This is a genomic window from Agrobacterium sp. CFBP2214 (genome assembly GCF_030209895.1).
GTDB lineage: Bacteria > Pseudomonadota > Alphaproteobacteria > Rhizobiales > Rhizobiaceae > Agrobacterium > Agrobacterium radiobacter.
The window spans coordinates 499,122-514,348 of record NZ_JARVRC010000006.1 but is presented as its reverse complement, the minus strand read 5'-3'; the positions used below and the strand labels follow the sequence as shown (position 1 = coordinate 514,348).

Here is a 15,227-nt window from a genome sequence, read left to right as displayed (position 1 = left end):
GTCACTGGGCGCTGTCCATGGGATATTCGGCGACGGCTGCCGACTGGCGCGCACGCCAGGCATCAAGCCGGTCAGCGAGGTCCTCGTCGCTCAGCGCCAGAACCGCAGCGGCGAGAAGGGCCGCATTGATCGCGCCGGCCTTGCCGATGGCGAGCGTGCCGACGGGAATGCCGGCGGGCATCTGAACGATGGAATAGAGGCTGTCCTGACCGGACATGGTCTTTGACTGAACCGGAACGCCGAACACCGGAAGCGGCGTCATTGAGGCCGTCATGCCGGGCAGATGGGCAGCGCCGCCGGCGCCCGCGATAATGACCTTGAAGCCTTCGTCCTTCGCGCCATTGGCGAAGTCATAAAGCCGGCCCGGGGTGCGGTGGGCGGAAATGATGCGGGCTTCGTATTCGATGTCGAGCGCATCCAGCGTATCGGCGGCGTTCTTCATGGTCTCCCAGTCGGACTGGCTGCCCATGATGATGGCGACGGGGGGCGTTTCTGCTGTCACGTAATCTCTCCGGCTCAGGCGATGATATCGGGAATGACCTGGTCTTCGAGCTGGGTCATCTTGTCCTTGACGGCCAGCTTCTTCTTTTTCATGCGCTGTATTCTCAGCGCATCGCAGCTGGTCTGGATCATCGCGTTGATCGCCGCGTCATAATCCTCATGCTCCTGGCGCAGCCGCGCCAGCGTGAGCCTGATGTCCGCCTGGTCCTGATCGGGCATCTCGTCATCCCCATTTTATGCTAGCCGGATCGGCTCCGGCGCGTCTGTGATCGTTCACGAGCCTCTATCATCAAATCGCGGTAACGGGAAGTTATCCCTTGCGACCAAATTGCCCACTTATTGCCTTCATTTCGCCTTCGACAAGACCAACGATCCGTGTCACATTGTCGTCGCAAACCTGAAACTCCAGCGATGGAGAGCTGGAGGTAGGCTTAAAAATGGAAGGACGTGCCGCATGACCATTCAGGCTCATATTGCATCGCTCGAAAAGAAACACGGTGCTCTGGAGGAGGAGCTCGAAAGTATTCTTGCTTCCCCGTCCTCTGACGATAGAGAGATCGCCGACCTCAAACGCCGTAAACTGCGCCTGAAGGATGAACTGCAGAGGCTTAAAGCCTCCACAAGGCACTAATTGATGCCAAACCGCAGCCTTCAATGAAGGACTGACGGATTCCTTTTCGGCCCTGACGGCACCAGCGTGCTGCCAGGGCCTTTTAGTGGCTGCCTGAGCCTAGAAAGGCAACCCGTCCCAAAGCAGTTTCAGCGCCGCAATCAGCGCCATGGAATACATCAGCGGGTAAAACACGGATGGTTTCAGATATTTCACCACCCTTGCACCGGCAAGCGTCGCCAGCATCGCCACCGGCAGCAGGCTGGCCGAGGTTTTGAGGTTGGTGGCATCAAGCGCGCCGAGCGCGAAATAGGGAATGAGCTTGATCGCATTCATGATGGCGAAGAAGCGCACGCTCATGCCGGTATAGGTCTTTGGATCGAGCTTCAGCGGCAGAACATAGATCTGAAAGGGCGGTCCACCCGCATGGGCAACGAAGCTCGCATAACCGGAAAGGCTGGACCAGAGCGTGGCAGCAGCCGGTCTTTGCGGTTTGGCCGGAATTTCCTGTCCCTTACGGCTTTTGAAACTCTCCTGAAAATAACGCAGCACGAACAGGATCGTCACCGAGGCGACGACGAGGCGCATGGCATCCGCGGAGATGAGGCTTGAGGTCGCCCAGCCGAGCGTGATGCCGGCGATTGCGCCGGGCAGCATGATGAGGAGCGTTTCCCGGTGGTTGTGGTGCCGCCAGGCCCAAAGCGCCACGAGATCCATCACGATCAGGATCGGCAGAAAGATTGCGGCGGCCTGCACGGGCGATACGGCAAGCGCCATCAGCGGCACGCCCATTAGGGCCAGTGCGCCGCCCAGCCCGCCCTTGGAAAGGCCGACGAGCACGACTGCGGGGATGGCGACGAGATAAAAATGAAAATCGGTCAGCATGGATGGACAGTTGATCCTTTCGCCGGTCCGGTTTATCGGATTTGTCATATGAAAACGAGTGCAGATTGCGCGGCAAGCGTCTTCTGTCTGAAATGGACGAACCGATGACCCTAGTTGAAGATCGTTGCCGCCTTGTCCTGATCGTTCCGGAATCGGGCGACGCGCAAAAGCAGGCAACAGAAGTGGAAGAAGCATTGCGGGGCGGCGATGTCGCTTCCGTCATCATTCCGCAATATGGTCTGGATGACGCCGCTTTCCAGAAACGCGCCGAATTGATCGTGCCTGTCGTGCAAAAGGCCGGTGCGGCGGCGCTCATTGCCGGAGACAGCCGCGTTGCCGGTCGCGTGAAGGCGGATGGCCTTCATGTGGCTGGCAATGCCGAGGCGCTTGCCGAGGCCGTGGAAAAGTTCACGCCGAAGCTGATCGTCGGCGGCGGTAATGCGGATGACCGTCACAAGGCTCTGGAGCAGGGCGAGTCCAATCCGGATTATGTGTTTTTCGGAAAGCTGGAAGGCGACATCAAGCCTGAGGCGCACCCCAAAAACCTGGCTCTCGGTGAGTGGTGGGCGTCGATGATCGAAATTCCGGCCATCGTCATGGGTGGCACGGATGTGTCTTCGGTTGTTGCCGTAGCTGAAACCGGCGTGGAGTTCGTGGCGATGCGCAGCGGCGTCTTTGACAATGCCGGTGGCGCTGCCCAGGCGGTTTCTGAAATCAACGCCCTGCTTGACGAAAAAGCGCCACGGTTTGGCGGTTGATACAGGCGATGATCATGCGCTCGGTTCACCTCTGCTTTTCCGTTTCGCTGCTGACGCTTGCTTTCGGCGCGCCGGCGGGTGTCGCTTTTGCTCAATCCGGGCCGCAGAGCGAAAGCAATGCGCTTTCCCGCCAGCTGGAAAATGAGGCTCAGCCGACCCGTCAGGGCAGGGTGCAATCCGAAGAGCAGAAGGACTTGCAGCCGTCCGCAGGCGTCAATGTCTATCAGCGCATGGGTGCGGAGCTGCCCGCCCTGCCGCCTGAAAAGGAATTCAAGGGCCGGGTGGACGAAGCCTATGGGCATTTCCAGCGCGGTGAATATGTGCAGGCGCTCGACAAGGCGCTGAACCGTGCGCAGAACGGTGACGCATCCGCCCAGACGCTGGTGGCGGAAATGATGTCGCGTGGTCTGGGCATTGCCCGTGACGAAAAAACCGCGGCTTTCTGGTATCAGCAGGCTGCACAGGGTGGCGATCCCGTCGCCATGTTCAAATTCGCCCTGATCCTGATGGAAGGCAAATTCGTCACCCGCGACAAGGCGAAGGCCGACGATTTCATGCGCCGCGCCGCGGAAGGCGGTAACGCCTCTGCCCAGTTCAACTGGGGCCAGATTCTGGTTTCGGAAAATCCCGGCGCCAAGGGCCTGCTGATGGCTTTGCCTTTCTACGAAAAATCCGCTGACCAGGGCATTGCAGATGCGCAATATGCGGTGTCGCAGATTTACTGGTCGGTGAAGGACGTGCCGGCCGAAAAGAAGGCCAAGGCGCGGGACTGGCTGATGCGGGCCGCAAAGGCGGGTTACGACACCGCGCAGGTCGATCTGGGCATCTGGCTGGTGAATGGTTTCGGCGGCGAGCGCAATCTGGATGAGGGCTTCCGCTGGCTATACGGTGCGGCACAGCGTGGTAATGTCGTGGCGCAGAACAAGGTGGCGCATCTTTATATTCAGGCGCTTGGCACCCGGCCCGATGCGGTCGAAGCGGCCAAATGGTATGTGCTTTCCCGTCGCGCGGGGCTGAAGGATCCCTCCCTCGAGGACTTTTATCTCGGGATCACCGACGAGCAGCAGAAGAAGGCGATTGAGGCCGCAAATCGTTTCCGCCCGACGTGATGGCAGACGGGCCTAACCACGCTGGCGCGGCCGCATGGGCTTTTTGCCTTGAATTTCCGCGCGTTTTGTGGTCTTGAACCGCAAACTTTCAATTCAAGAAAATAATGACGTGCCTGCCCGGTGAACTTCCGGGCGGTTCGCAAGCTTTCCAGGAAACAAATTCGATGGCCCGTTCAGCCCTTCTCAATGTCATGGTTCAGGCCGCCATCAAGGCGGGTAAGTCTTTGTCGCGTGACTTCGGTGAAGTGCAGAACCTCCAGGTCTCGGTCAAGGGGCCGAGCGATTTCGTCTCGCAGGCGGATCTGAAAGCCGAAAAGATCGTGCGCGATGAATTGATGAAAGCCCGCCCGACCTATGACTTCCTGGGTGAAGAAGGCGGCGAGGAAAAGGGTAGCGATGGCGCGCATCGCTGGATTGTGGATCCGCTTGATGGCACCACCAACTTCCTGCACGGCATTCCGCATTTTGCGGTTTCCATTGCACTGGAGCGTAACGGTGAAGTCGTTGCCGGCGTGATCTTCAATCCGGCCACCGACGAACTCTACACCGCCGAGCGTGGCGGCGGCGCGTTCCTCAACGATCGCCGCATCCGTGTTGCCGCGCGCAAGGCGCTGACCGATTGCGTCATCGGCTGCGGCGTGCCGCATCTCGGTCGCGGCAATCACGGCAAGTTCCTGGTCGAGCTTCGCCATGTCATGGGTGAGGCTGCCGGCATCCGTCGCATGGGCGCGGCTTCGCTCGATCTGGCTTATGTCGCCGCGGGCCGTCTCGACGGTTACTGGGAAGCCGATCTTTCGCCATGGGATATGGCGGCCGGTCTGGTGCTGATTCGTGAAGCCGGCGGCTTCGCATCCGACATCAAGGGCGGCACGGATATCTTCGGCAGCGGCACCGTTGCTGCCGGAAATGAATATATCCACAAGGCGCTCGTTGAGGTCGCCAACCGTCCTATCCCGGGCCGCTGATCGGTTTTCGGCGGAAAACCTGTCGTTTTCTACAAGTTTTAGACGCCCGGCGAATGTTCGCCGGGTGTTTTTGTTTTCCATTGCCGGGTGCTCACACATTTTCCTAAAACGCCTGTGACGAAAGACCGGCTTTTCGCTTCAAATCGTCGCAATTTTCAAATAGCTTCCGCTGGATACCTGACCAGAGGGAATGCGAACGTTATGGCGGATTCGGAGCTGCTCGATCTTGGCGTCGAGAAACCGGTGACCACACGGCAATACAGCCACAAGCTGTCCAGCCCCACACCGTTTCTCTGGACGATGGTTCTGTTTCTGATCCTCGTCGGCTTTCTGGCGGCCATTCTCTATCGGCAGGCGCACACCGCCTTCATGACCAATCCGGGGCTCAACGGCTTCATTCTCGGCGTGTTGGCCATCGGCATCATTCTGGTGTTTACGCAGACGATGAGCCTGCGCTCGGAAGTCCGCTGGTTCAATGCCTTTCGTGCTGCCGGCAGCGTCGAAAAGGTCGGCCGTGCGCCAAAACTGCTTGCGCCGATGAGCACGCTGATCGGCAAGCGCGGCGAAGTCCGGCTTTCCACGGTCACGCAGCGGACCATCCTCGATTCCATCGCAACACGACTCGACGAATCGCGTGATACCTCGCGTTATCTCGTCGGCCTGCTGGTGTTTCTCGGTCTGCTCGGCACCTTCTGGGGCCTGATCGGCACCATCGGCGCCATCAGCAATGTCATCCAGTCGCTCGATCCGAGCGCCGGTGACAGCAACGATATTCTGAGCTCGCTCAAGGCCGGTCTCACCGCGCCGCTGGCGGGCATGGGAACGGCCTTCTCCTCGTCGCTGCTCGGTCTTTCAGGTTCGCTGATCCTCGGTTTTCTCGATCTTCAGGCCGGTCGCGCGCAGAACCGTTTTTACACCCAACTCGAAAACTGGCTGTCATCGGTAACTGACACCTCGGCGGAAGGGCCGAGGGAGTTCAAGGCCGTTGAGCCGGGCGCCATGGTCAGCACCGAGCGTTCGCTTGCGGCCATGACCAGCCTTGCCGAGGGCATTCAGGGTCTGGTCAAGAACATGCGCAGCGAACAGCAGATGCTGCGTGACTGGATCGAGGCGCAGCAGGAGGAATCGAAATCACTCCGCCGCACGCTCGACCGGCTGTCGGCGCGGATCGATAGCGACACGAAATCATCCGGACGCACCCGGCACGATAACGGGAGCGAGTAGCCATGGCGCTTGCGCGCAACCGCCGCCGCGACAGGGGTGTGGATTATTGGCCGGGTTTCGTCGATGCGCTTTCGACGCTGCTGATGGCCATCATGTTTTTGCTGACGGTCTTCGTGCTGGCGCAATTCGTACTGTCGCGCGAAATTACCGGCAAGGACGAAGTGCTGACGCGCCTCAACAGCCAGATTGCCGAACTGACCGAACTTCTGGCCATGGAAAAAGGCAACAAGCAGGATATTGAGGACGCGCTCGCAAGCCTGCAATCGACGCTCGCAGCTTCAGAAAACGAGCGTTCGCGACTGCAGGCGCTTCTCGATGCGGGATCGGGCAACAATGCGAACGCCAATGCCCGGATTGGCAGCCTGACCGGCGAGCTGGACGACCAGCGGCAGGCCAATTCCCGCGCCTCCGCGCAGATCGAATTGCTGAACCAGCAGATTGCGGCGCTGAGAGCGCAGATCGCTTCGGTGGAAGCCGCCCTGCAGGCTTCGGAAGCCAAGGATACCTCGTCTCAGGTCAAGATCGCCGATCTCGGCCGTCGCCTCAATGTCGCGCTGGCGCAGCGGGTGCAGGAGCTGAACCGCTATCGGTCTGATTTCTTCGGGCGGCTGCGCGAAATCCTGTCGGACCGCGAAAATATCCGCATCGTCGGTGACCGGTTCGTCTTCCAGTCCGAAGTGCTATTCCCTTCCGGCGGCAATGAACTCAATCCGGAAGGACAGACGGAGATGGAGAAGCTGGCGGTCGCGCTGCTCGATCTTGCCAAGGAAATTCCGGCGGAGATCAACTGGGTCCTGCGCGTGGATGGCCACACGGATAATGTCCAGCTTTCCGGTTCCGGACGTTACCGGGACAATTGGGAACTATCCTCGGCCCGTGCCACCTCTGTGGTGAAATTCCTGATTTCCAAGGGCGTCCCGGCAAACCGGCTGGTCGCCGCTGGTTTCGGTGAGTATCAGCCGATTGCCGAAGGCGATACCCCGGAAGCACGGCAGCAGAACCGCCGTATCGAACTCAAGCTCACCGAGCGCTGAAATCGCGGACCGCATCAGCGCGGTTGCCTTCCGGCGAAAGTAAATTTACGTTCGCGTAAAAGTAATTCCGTCATATCTGGGAGGGGCTGATGGAACGCTATGATGTGATCGTTGTCGGCGCTGGGCTTGCCGGGCTGGTGGCGGCAACCGAGGCTGCTGAGCGAGGTTTCAGCGTCTGTGTCGTGGATCAGGAGGGCGAGCAGAACCTTGGCGGCCAGGCCTTCTGGTCGCTGGGCGGTCTGTTTTTCGTCGATAGCCCCGAACAGCGCCGGATGCGGGTGCGAGACAGTATCGATCTTGCAAGGCAAGACTGGTTCGGTTCAGCCGGTTTCGACCGTCCGGAGGATTATTGGCCGCGCCGTTGGGCGGAGGCCTATCTCGATTTCGCTGCCGGTGAAAAACGCGAATGGCTGCACCGTATGGGCATGCGCTGGTTTCCTGTGGTCGGCTGGGCCGAGCGCGGCGGCAGCCTCGCCCATGGTCATGGCAATTCTGTTCCGCGTTTCCATGTCACATGGGGCACGGGTCCGGGCGTAATCGCACCCTTCGTTAAAAAGGCGAAGGCCATGGCGGCAACCGGCCGGCTGACCTTCCGTTTTCGCCACCGGGTTGATCGTCTGGAGGTCGCCGACGGCCGGGTGACCGGCATTTCAGGCGCTGTTCTTGCAGCCGACCCCGTGCAACGCGGGCAGGAGAGCAGCCGGGAAGAGCAGGGCGATTTTACTTTCTCCGCTGCGACGGTCATCGTCAGTTCCGGCGGCATCGGCGGCAATCAGGAGCTGGTGCGGCGCAACTGGCCGGTGGAACGGTTGGGCGAGCCTCCTACCAGCATGGTCTGCGGTGTTCCCGCGCATGTGGACGGCCGCATGATCGCCATTACGGAAACGGCTGGCGGAGCCGTCATCAATCGTGACCGCATGTGGCATTATACCGAGGGCGTGAAAAACCATGATCCGATCTGGCCGGGTCACGGGATCCGCATTCTGCCCGGTCCCTCGTCCTTCTGGTGCGATGCGGATGGAAACCGCCTCGCCGCCCCCGCCATGCCGGGTTTCGATACGCTCGGCACGCTTAAAATGCTGGGCGAACGCGGCAGCGGCCATAGCTGGTTCATTCTGACCAAGGCGATCATCAAGAAGGAATTTGCGCTTTCAGGCTCGGAGCAGAATCCTGATCTGACCGGCAAGGATATACGGCTGCTGCTCAAAAGGCTGGGCAAGGAGCCGCCGGGACCAGTGCGTGCTTTCATGGAGCGCGGCGAAGATTTCGCGGTTCGAGATACGCTGGAAGAACTCGTGGCAGCGATGAACGCCATCAGTGGCGATAACCGGCTGCATATAGACCATATCCGCCGGCAGATCGAAGCGCGCGACCGCGAAATCGAAAATGGTTTCAGCAAGGATGCCCAGGTAACGGCCATCCATGGCGCACGTCGTTATCTTGGCGACCGGCTGATGCGGACGGCAAAACCGCACCGGCTGCTCGACCCGGCGATGGGGCCGCTGATTGCCGTGCGGCTGCACGTGCTGACGCGCAAGACGCTTGGCGGCCTTCATACCGATCTTGAAGCCCGGGTGCTGGATGCTGCCGGTGAGCCGGTGCCGGGGCTTTATGCCGCTGGCGAAGTGGCGGGTTTCGGCGGCGGCGGCATGCATGGCTACAACGCGCTGGAGGGCACATTCCTTGGCGGCTGCCTGTTTTCGGGCCGCATTGCCGGACGCAGCGTGCTGGCGTGAGCCGTTGAGAGCGGAATGGTGAAACACCAGCGGTTTTGCCTGAAATTCCGCTCCGATCGCGTGAACTAAGCCTGGACGCGCAATTCGTCCGGTCCGGTCTGGAATTGCAGCCGGGCAAGCCGCGCATAAAGGCCGTTCTGGCGAATGAGGCTCTGATGCGTGCCTTCCTCGATGATGCGGCCTTCATCCATCACCAGAATACGGTCGGCCTTCAGCACGGTGGCAAGACGGTGAGCGATGACGATGGTGGTGCGGGTTTTCATCAGCTCATCAAGCGCCTTTTGAACCAGCGTTTCGCTTTCCGCATCGAGTGCCGAAGTCGCTTCGTCGAGCAGCAGGATCGGCGCATTGCGCAGGATGGCGCGGGCAATGGCGATGCGCTGGCGCTGGCCGCCGGAAAGCGTCACGCCGCGTTCACCCACCTGGGTATCATATCCATCGGTGAGACGTTCGATGAAGCTGTCAGCCTGTGCGGCGATGGCGGCGGCGCGCACCTCCTCGCGTGTCGCGTCAGGTCGGCCAAAGGCGATATTGTCGTGGATGGAGGAGGCGAATATCGCCACATCCTGCGGAACGATGGACAGGCGCGCGCGCAGATCGGCGAGGGTGACGTCGCGGATATCCGTGCCATCGACGGTGATGCGGCCCTGTTGCGGATCGTAAAAGCGCATCAGCAGCGAAAAGACCGTGCTCTTGCCCGCACCTGAAGGCCCGACGATTGCGACGGTTTCGCCGGCGCTGACCTTGAAGGAGAGGCCGGAGACGATCGGCCGCCCTGTCGCGAGCGGGTAGACAAAATCGACATTTTCGAATTCGGCTTCGCCGCGCGGCGGCTGCGGCATGGCGACAGGGGTTGCGGGTTCTGCGACGGGCGAGCGCTCGTTCAGCAATTCGGAAAGCCGTTCGGCCGCACCACCCGCCTGCGCCAGTTCACCCCAGACTTCCGAGAGCTGGCCGAGACCGCTTGCCGCGATGACCGAATAAAGCACGAACTGACCGAGCGTGCCTGCCGTCATGCCGCCAGACAGGACGCTTTGCGCGCCATACCAGAGAATGCCGACGACGCTGCCGAAGACCAGCGCGATGGCGACGGCGGTGAGAATGGAGCGTGCGCCGATCGCTGCCCGAGCGCCCTGATAGGCGGCTTCCACGGAAGCGCCATAACGGGCATTTGCCAGCACCTCGGCGTTAAAGGACTGCACGGTGCGGCTCGCAGCAATCGTCTCGGAAGCATAGGCGGCGGAATTGGCCAATGTATCCTGCGTGGTGCGGGAGCGGGCGCGAACCGAGCGCCCGAAGGCGATCAACGGAAAAACGATGAAGGGAATGGCAAGCAGCGCAAGGCCCGAAAGACCGGGGCTGGTATAGATCATCATCGCCACGGCACCACAGCACATGATGATGTTGCGCAAAGCCACGGAGGCGGAAGACCCGAATGCCGAGCGGATCTGCACCGTATCGGCGGTCAGTCGCGAGGTCAGTTCGCCGGATCGATTGCTATCGAAAAACTGCTGCGAGAGCGTGGTGAGATGGGCAAAGACATCGCGGCGCAGATCGGCAACGACCCTTTCACCAATGGTCATGACGTAATAATAGCGCATGGCGCTGGCAAGCGCGAGGAGCACGGCAATCGCCAGAAGCACGGCGAAATAGCTGTTGATCATGCCGCCATCCGGCGTCTGGAAACCGTGGTCGATGATGCGGCGAACGGCAAGCGGCAGGGCCAATGTCGTGGCAGAGGAAAGCACAAGCGCGAAAAGGGCTGCCGCCATCAGGCCGCGATAACGGCTGAGATAGGGGAAGAGGCCAAGAAGCGGCTTCAGGCTTCTCTGTTTCGCAGCTTTCTGCTCGTCAATATCTGCCACGTCCTCTATGCTCCTTGTTCAATGCCGTTTTTGGGCCTTTTGCGGGTGAATTTCCGGCGCGCGGTAAAATTCCAGCCCCTGCGGCCATCTCCTTTCACAAGGGGATAGCAGGCTCTTGTTATCTGGGCGACCTTCATGTATAGGCTCCGCATCGAATTGGGAAGCCATAGCCCATCTGGTCTATGGCTTCATTTATTGAAATGGCTCAGTTGACGCAATTGCGGCAAATGGACCGCACGTCACTTAACCAGGAAGATTGTCATGAAGGCTGATATCCATCCCGCTTATCACACGATCAAGGTCGTCATGACCGATGGCACCGAATACGAAACCCGCTCTACCTGGGGTTCGGAAGGCGCAGTCATGAACCTTGAAATCGACCCCAAGTCCCATCCGGCATGGACGGGCGGCAACCAGCAGCTTATGGACCGCGGTGGTCGCGTTTCCAAGTTCAACAAGCGTTTCGGCGGCCTCGGCCTCTGATCCACTTGCGGACGGATTGTATAAAAAAGCCCGGTTTTTCCGGGCTTTTTTGTTGTCTGCTTTTCGCGGCCGTGCATATGGGTGTAACGACCAAAACAAAAAAGCAGGCTTTTCAGCCTGCTTTTCAAATTGTCCGGATAAGGTCGTCTTTTCTCAGTTGATCGAGAAAGCTGTGCGCAGAAGATTGAGCTGCGCCTGCACGCTGTTTTCATTGTCCGGCACCTTGGCGGCTTCGGACGGGCGATAGATTTCGCGGTCGAGCAGGGCGATGCGGTTCTGGAGACGCAGCGAGCGCTCGATGAGGTCGCGGAAGGATTCGGGCAGGTCGTTCCAGCCGGGCGCGTTACGGTCGACATTAAAGCTGTCGAGCCGCACCTTGTTCTTTTCGCTCAGAACCTGATCGCGCGTCATTTCGCCATTGTTGACGGCGCGCTGCAGAAGCAGCCAGGAGGCCATCTGCATCAGGCGGGTGGTGAGGCGCATCGATTCCGCCGCATAAAGTACCGAGGCCATGCGCGGCAGCACCTTGGAGGCGGCGCGGCCGGCACCGTCGAGATAACTTGCCGTTTCCTCAACCAAGGTCATGCCTTCGGTATAGAGGGTCTTGAACTGGTTGGAAGCAGCCGCGCGACCCGCAAAGCTTATGGTATTTAAAACCTGTTCCGACATTTTCTTTAAATCCCTGCTCACGCACCACACTGTCAGGCAACGACGACCCGGATATTTTGTTCCGGCCTTTAGTGTTTTCAGGATGGTATCTTTACCTGAAATGCGCAAGGCAATTATTAAAGAAGGGTTAATACCCACAGTTTTACGGAATCCGGCAAGCGGCAAAAAAAGAGCCGCGAAAGCGGCTCTCAAGGTAAAACAGGGAGAAAAATCAGACCAATTCGCCGTATGGAGAAGATGCCTGAGGTCCAGAAGAACTGGACATGTATAGTAATCTCTCAGAAAGCTTAATTTTTGGTTAATGGTAAACGAAAGACTGCCCCGGAATATTCATTTCCAGATACCGCCTGAGCCGCAGCTCTAGGCATTGGAAGTGCAGTCCCATGTCTATTCTCAACTGCGCGTCAGGACCGGAAGAGATTCTCCGCCGCCTGCCTGCCGGCGGATTTCCGTGTCCTCTCCTCTTCCAGCCGGGTGATTTCGGCTTGCAGAAGATCGATACGGCCACTCAGTTCGTCCACCGAAAGAAGGCTGAGATCGCCGCCGATCTCGTGCGCTGCCGGTTTTTGCGGACGGTCATCGTCAAAGAGGCTCATATGCCTGCTCCTTTTTCCACATAGTCGCCATCGTCCCCGGGATATTGCTGCGCGCGCGGGTCAAGCGCAATACTTTCCGGCGTGACGAGCGTTGAGGGCGTCGTCGGCATCATGGTCGAGAAATTGTCTTTTTCCTCGGTCGAAAGTGCTGCGCGCTGGCGGCTTCTGATGATGGCATAGGCGGTGATGAGCAGATGCGCCGCAGCCGTCACCAGAAACAGCGCATAGGGGCCGAAATGGGTCATGATCGCGCCGCCGAGCGTCGGGCCGATGATGGTGCCGATGCCGTAAAGCAAAAGCAGGCCACCCGAGACCTTGACGAAGTCTTCCGAGGCGGCGAAGTCGTTGGCATGCGCCACAGCGATGGGATAAAGCGCGTTGGCGGCGGCGCCGTAAATGGCGATCATGAAAATCAGCACATAGACGTCATGCGGTTGTACCACCGCGACAGCGAGACCCGCGACCGCGCCAAGCCCGGCAAGTCCCGCCAGCACGTAACGGCGGTCTATCCGGTCTGAAAGCCTTCCCGCTGGAAATTGCGCCAGCGCACCGACGAAAATCGTGACCGAAACCATGATGGCGATCATGGTCGGGTCCAGACCTGCGCGCGCACCGAAGACGGCGCCGAGCGTGCCGTAAGCGCCGTTGGCAATGCCGATCATCAGGATGCCAACGAAGGAGACCGGCGAGTTGCGGTAAAGGGCTGGCAGATCCAGCTTTACCTTCTGTAACGGCTGCGGACTGGCCGCTTTCGAAAGCGTGGCCGGCAGAATGGCGATGCAATAGATGATGCCGCAGATCATGAACAGCGACGTATTGCTGATATCGCCCATCGGCACGATCATCTGCCCCGCCACGACCCCGAGCAGCGTGATGGCGATATAGAGCGAGAAGATCATGCCACGGCTTTCATTGGTGGCGCGCTCGTTCAGCCAGCTCTCAATGATCATCGAGGTGCCGGCCGTGCAGAAGCCGGTAAGCGCGCGCAGCGCGATCCACGATGTGTCATCGATGATAAGGCCGGTCATCAGCACCGTCAGGCACACCAGCGCCACGAAGGAGCCGAATGCCCGCACATGCCCCGCACGGCGCACGATCGCAGGCGCGACAAAGCAGCCGATGACGAAGCCGGCCGCCCAGGAGGTGCCCAGAAAGCCCAGAATTTCATTGGAGTAACCTTCCGCCGAACCACGGACGGGCAGGATGAGACCCTGAAGGCCGTTGCCGAGAAAAAGAAACAGAGTGCTGGATAAAAGAGCGAATACGGGTAGAAGATTTCTGCTCATGAAAACACTCTCATGCGTTCGGACGGACGGTCGGACAGGCCATAGACGGGCGTTACCCGAATGAGTTGCACTCTTCTGGTGAACGGTAAAAATGTCCAGCCTGTGACGATGCAGAAATAAAGAAAAGGCTCAATAAATGACGAAGGCGATCGGCCTTTTTTTACTGCTGGCCATGGCGATCCAGATCATCCGGCCGCTAGGTCTGCCGGGCCTGAAGAAAAGAGGCGATTGCTGGAAGATCGCGGTTGCCGCCTTTGTCATCTGGTCGGCGACGCTGCTTCTGCGTCCGTAACGAAAAAGCCGCCCCAGAGGGCGGCTTTTGTTTGACTAAACGCCTGCCGGTGAGGGCCTCAGGCTGCCTTTTCGAGTTCCTGCTTCCAGTTGCCCTTGGCGGCGAGGCTGTTCATCGCGGCGCGGTGCGTGAAGGCGCGCTGGCCGGCGGCGACATTTTCCTGCTTGCCGCCCCAGGTCTTGAGGGCCGTATCCTGAAGCGCGCGGCCGTAGGAATAGGTCAGTGACCAGGGCAGGTCGTAGCCGGCATTCATGGCGGAGAGATGCGCGGTTGCCTCTTCGGAGGACTGGCCGCCGGAAAGGAAGGCAATGCCCGGAACGGCTGACGGCACGGTCGCCTTCAGAACCTTCACGGTCTTTTCCGCCACTTCTTCGACCGAAGCCTTGCGGGCATTCTTGCCGTCGATGATCATGTTCGGTTTGAGGATCATGCCTTCAAGGTTCACGCGGGCGTCGAACAGATCCGCGAAAACGGTCTGGAGAACCCATTGCGTGACTTCCGCACAGCGGTCGATGTCATGCGTGCCCGGTTCGCCGTCCATCAGCACTTCGGGTTCCACGATCGGCACGATATCCGCCTGCTGGCAGAGAGCGGCGTAACGGGCGAGCGACTGGGAGTTTGCCTTGATAGAACCCCAGCTCGGACGCTGTTCACCGATGGTGATGACGCCGCGCCACTTGGCGAAGCGGGCACCGGCGTCATGATATTTGCGCAGGCGCTCGTAAAGACCGTCGAGGCCTTCGGTGATGAATTCGTGCGGGTGGAAAGCCATCGGCTTCGCGCCGATATCCACCTTGATGCCGGGCAGGCTGCCGGCCGCCTTGATGATATCAACGAAAGGCGTGCCATCGGCTGCCTTCTGGAACAGGGTCTCTTCATAAAGGATGACGCCGGAGATGTATTTCTTCATGGCGTCGTCGGAGCGGAACAGCATTTCGCGGTAGTCGCGACGGGCGGTCTCGGTGGACTCCAGATTGATGCTGTCGAAACGCTTCTTGATCGTTCCTGTGGATTCGTCGGCTGCGAGCAGGCCCTTGCCGTCGGCAACCATTTTGATGGCGATGTCTTCGAGACGTTCGGTCATTTGCTATTCTCCCAAGGCACAATAAATTTCCGATAACAGAAGTTCCAGGGCAGGGAAATGGCACGCTAACTCATTGAAACGATTGAAATCATTTCAATCGTTTGAAACTTTTCCTCAAGGTGCCGCTTAC

Annotated in this window: 17 protein-coding genes; 9 read left to right on the top strand and 8 right to left on the bottom strand. The window is 59.5% G+C overall.

Going from position 1 to position 15,227, the window contains the following annotated elements:
- Window position 1: 1 nt before the first annotated feature.
- Complete coding sequence (gene purE / locus QRN60_RS18070; protein ID WP_165001882.1) at window positions 2–469, bottom strand: 5-(carboxyamino)imidazole ribonucleotide mutase; 468 nt, start codon at window positions 467–469, stop codon at window positions 2–4.
- 47 nt (window positions 470–516) lie between these two features.
- On the bottom strand, window positions 517–720 hold the full coding sequence (locus tag QRN60_RS18065; protein WP_003497661.1) for a YdcH family protein: 204 nt from the start codon (window positions 718–720) through the stop codon (window positions 517–519).
- Window positions 721–955: 235 nt separating this feature from the next.
- On the opposite strand from QRN60_RS18065, the gene QRN60_RS18060 reads away from it, so the two are divergent.
- A complete protein-coding gene (locus QRN60_RS18060) occupies window positions 956–1,132 on the top strand; it encodes a YdcH family protein (RefSeq protein WP_003506164.1) in 177 nt (58 codons plus the stop codon).
- Between the two features lie 99 nt (window positions 1,133–1,231).
- Here the strand turns inward: QRN60_RS18060 and QRN60_RS18055 are convergent, their stop codons facing one another.
- Window positions 1,232–1,996 (bottom strand): sulfite exporter TauE/SafE family protein, encoded by a 765-nt coding sequence (locus tag QRN60_RS18055; RefSeq protein WP_003506166.1) that lies wholly within the window; start codon window positions 1,994–1,996, stop codon window positions 1,232–1,234.
- 104 nt (window positions 1,997–2,100) lie between these two features.
- On the opposite strand from QRN60_RS18055, the gene QRN60_RS18050 reads away from it, so the two are divergent.
- From QRN60_RS18050 to QRN60_RS18025, 6 genes are all read left to right on the top strand, one after another.
- On the top strand, window positions 2,101–2,754 hold the full coding sequence (locus QRN60_RS18050; protein WP_060726997.1) for a thiamine phosphate synthase: 654 nt from the start codon (window positions 2,101–2,103) through the stop codon (window positions 2,752–2,754).
- An 8-nt stretch (window positions 2,755–2,762) separates the two neighbouring features.
- Entirely contained in the window at window positions 2,763–3,863 is a 1,101-nt protein-coding gene (locus QRN60_RS18045) for a tetratricopeptide repeat protein (protein WP_161974233.1), read from the top strand.
- Window positions 3,864–4,027: 164 nt separating this feature from the next.
- A complete protein-coding gene (locus tag QRN60_RS18040; RefSeq protein WP_003506172.1) occupies window positions 4,028–4,828 on the top strand; it encodes an inositol monophosphatase family protein in 801 nt (266 codons plus the stop codon).
- A 201-nt stretch (window positions 4,829–5,029) separates the two neighbouring features.
- Window positions 5,030–6,052, top strand: coding sequence for a hypothetical protein (locus QRN60_RS18035; RefSeq protein WP_003506173.1), 1,023 nt, complete (start codon window positions 5,030–5,032; stop codon window positions 6,050–6,052).
- 2 nt (window positions 6,053–6,054) lie between these two features.
- Window positions 6,055–7,086, top strand: coding sequence for a peptidoglycan -binding protein (locus QRN60_RS18030; protein ID WP_003506175.1), 1,032 nt, complete (start codon window positions 6,055–6,057; stop codon window positions 7,084–7,086).
- Between the two features lie 89 nt (window positions 7,087–7,175).
- Window positions 7,176–8,822: an FAD-binding dehydrogenase gene (locus QRN60_RS18025; protein WP_112295519.1), complete on the top strand. Its 1,647-nt coding sequence runs from the start codon at window positions 7,176–7,178 to the stop codon at window positions 8,820–8,822.
- Window positions 8,823–8,887: 65 nt separating this feature from the next.
- Here the strand turns inward: QRN60_RS18025 and QRN60_RS18020 are convergent, their stop codons facing one another.
- Window positions 8,888–10,687: an ABC transporter transmembrane domain-containing protein gene (locus QRN60_RS18020; protein ID WP_112293160.1), complete on the bottom strand. Its 1,800-nt coding sequence runs from the start codon at window positions 10,685–10,687 to the stop codon at window positions 8,888–8,890.
- 261 nt (window positions 10,688–10,948) lie between these two features.
- Here QRN60_RS18020 and rpmE point away from each other — a divergent pair, with 261 nt between their 5' ends.
- A complete protein-coding gene (gene rpmE / locus QRN60_RS18015; protein WP_003506183.1) occupies window positions 10,949–11,170 on the top strand; it encodes a 50S ribosomal protein L31 in 222 nt (73 codons plus the stop codon).
- A 153-nt stretch (window positions 11,171–11,323) separates the two neighbouring features.
- On the opposite strand, the gene rcdA is transcribed toward rpmE, so the two are convergent.
- The 3 genes from rcdA to QRN60_RS18000 all read right to left on the bottom strand — a co-directional run bounded on the left by rcdA (window position 11,324) and on the right by QRN60_RS18000 (window position 13,721).
- Window positions 11,324–11,839, bottom strand: coding sequence for a protease adaptor protein RcdA (rcdA, locus tag QRN60_RS18010; RefSeq protein ID WP_003506184.1), 516 nt, complete (start codon window positions 11,837–11,839; stop codon window positions 11,324–11,326).
- Between the two features lie 404 nt (window positions 11,840–12,243).
- Complete coding sequence (locus QRN60_RS18005) at window positions 12,244–12,435, bottom strand: DUF1192 domain-containing protein (RefSeq protein ID WP_111797608.1); 192 nt, start codon at window positions 12,433–12,435, stop codon at window positions 12,244–12,246.
- Complete coding sequence (locus QRN60_RS18000; RefSeq protein ID WP_112295520.1) at window positions 12,432–13,721, bottom strand: MFS transporter; 1,290 nt, start codon at window positions 13,719–13,721, stop codon at window positions 12,432–12,434. Before QRN60_RS18000 ends, QRN60_RS18005 begins: the two co-directional genes overlap by 4 nt.
- Window positions 13,722–13,857: 136 nt before the next feature.
- On the opposite strand from QRN60_RS18000, the gene QRN60_RS17995 reads away from it, so the two are divergent.
- Window positions 13,858–14,013 (top strand): hypothetical protein, encoded by a 156-nt coding sequence (locus QRN60_RS17995; RefSeq protein WP_003506189.1) that lies wholly within the window; start codon window positions 13,858–13,860, stop codon window positions 14,011–14,013.
- A gap of 58 nt (window positions 14,014–14,071) precedes the next feature.
- On the opposite strand, the gene QRN60_RS17990 is transcribed toward QRN60_RS17995, so the two are convergent.
- Entirely contained in the window at window positions 14,072–15,097 is a 1,026-nt protein-coding gene (locus QRN60_RS17990; RefSeq protein WP_003506191.1) for a class I fructose-bisphosphate aldolase, read from the bottom strand.
- Window positions 15,098–15,227: the final 130 nt, after the last annotated feature.

Coding starts and splice junctions, on each gene's coding strand:
- QRN60_RS18065 (WP_003497661.1), bottom strand. CDS start 720: ATGCCCGATCAGGACCAGGCGGACATCAGGCTCACGCTGGCGCGGCTG.
- QRN60_RS18005 (WP_111797608.1), bottom strand. CDS start 12,435: ATGAGCCTCTTTGACGATGACCGTCCGCAAAAACCGGCAGCGCACGAG.
- QRN60_RS17995 (WP_003506189.1), top strand. CDS start 13,858: ATGACGAAGGCGATCGGCCTTTTTTTACTGCTGGCCATGGCGATCCAG.
- QRN60_RS18055 (WP_003506166.1), bottom strand. CDS start 1,996: ATGCTGACCGATTTTCATTTTTATCTCGTCGCCATCCCCGCAGTCGTG.
- QRN60_RS18040 (WP_003506172.1), top strand. CDS start 4,028: ATGGCCCGTTCAGCCCTTCTCAATGTCATGGTTCAGGCCGCCATCAAG.
- QRN60_RS18060 (WP_003506164.1), top strand. CDS start 956: ATGACCATTCAGGCTCATATTGCATCGCTCGAAAAGAAACACGGTGCT.
- rcdA (WP_003506184.1), bottom strand. CDS start 11,839: ATGTCGGAACAGGTTTTAAATACCATAAGCTTTGCGGGTCGCGCGGCT.
- QRN60_RS18035 (WP_003506173.1), top strand. CDS start 5,030: ATGGCGGATTCGGAGCTGCTCGATCTTGGCGTCGAGAAACCGGTGACC.
- QRN60_RS17990 (WP_003506191.1), bottom strand. CDS start 15,097: ATGACCGAACGTCTCGAAGACATCGCCATCAAAATGGTTGCCGACGGC.
- QRN60_RS18045 (WP_161974233.1), top strand. CDS start 2,763: ATGATCATGCGCTCGGTTCACCTCTGCTTTTCCGTTTCGCTGCTGACG.
- QRN60_RS18030 (WP_003506175.1), top strand. CDS start 6,055: ATGGCGCTTGCGCGCAACCGCCGCCGCGACAGGGGTGTGGATTATTGG.
- QRN60_RS18025 (WP_112295519.1), top strand. CDS start 7,176: ATGGAACGCTATGATGTGATCGTTGTCGGCGCTGGGCTTGCCGGGCTG.
- QRN60_RS18000 (WP_112295520.1), bottom strand. CDS start 13,721: ATGAGCAGAAATCTTCTACCCGTATTCGCTCTTTTATCCAGCACTCTG.
- purE (WP_165001882.1), bottom strand. CDS start 469: ATGGGCAGCCAGTCCGACTGGGAGACCATGAAGAACGCCGCCGATACG.
- rpmE (WP_003506183.1), top strand. CDS start 10,949: ATGAAGGCTGATATCCATCCCGCTTATCACACGATCAAGGTCGTCATG.
- QRN60_RS18050 (WP_060726997.1), top strand. CDS start 2,101: ATGACCCTAGTTGAAGATCGTTGCCGCCTTGTCCTGATCGTTCCGGAA.